Genomic DNA, 455 nt, shown 5'->3' with positions numbered 1-455 from the left:
GCTCAGGCGCCGCAGGGCCAGGCCCTGCCGAAGCCGACCGCCTGAAGCCTTTGGGCGCAGCGGATGCCGTAAGAATTGCGGCTTCGCGGGCGCCTTCACTCCACGGAGTCTTCCATGCTGACCATTTCGGCCGCCGAGGTCGACCAGGCGCTGACCTTTCCCGGGCTGGTCGAGACGCTGCGCACCGCCTTCCGCGACGGCGCCGTGCAGCCGGTCCGTCACCATCACACGGTCGACCGTCCTGATGGCGCCGCCTCGACGCTGCTGTTGATGCCTGCCTGGACCGATTTCAACGCCCCCGGCGCCTCGGCGGGCGGCCATATCGGTGTCAAAATCGTCACCGTCTCGCCCGACAACAACGCCATCGGCAAACCCGCCGTGATGGGCCTTTACCTGCTGCTCGACGGCACGACCGGCGAACCGGAAGCGCTGATCGACGGCCAGCGACTGACGCA

General features: G+C 68.1%; 1 pseudogene. It reads left to right on the top strand.

Features of this window, described 5'->3' with window-relative positions:
• Window positions 1–114: 114 nt before the first annotated feature.
• Window positions 115–455 (top strand): annotated as a pseudogene (locus EOA33_RS40525) (ornithine cyclodeaminase family protein); the annotation flags it as partial.

The organism is Mesorhizobium sp. M4A.F.Ca.ET.050.02.1.1 (assembly GCF_003997725.1).
Taxonomy (GTDB): Bacteria; Pseudomonadota; Alphaproteobacteria; order Rhizobiales; family Rhizobiaceae; genus Mesorhizobium.
This window is presented reverse-complemented; position numbering and strand designations above follow the sequence as displayed.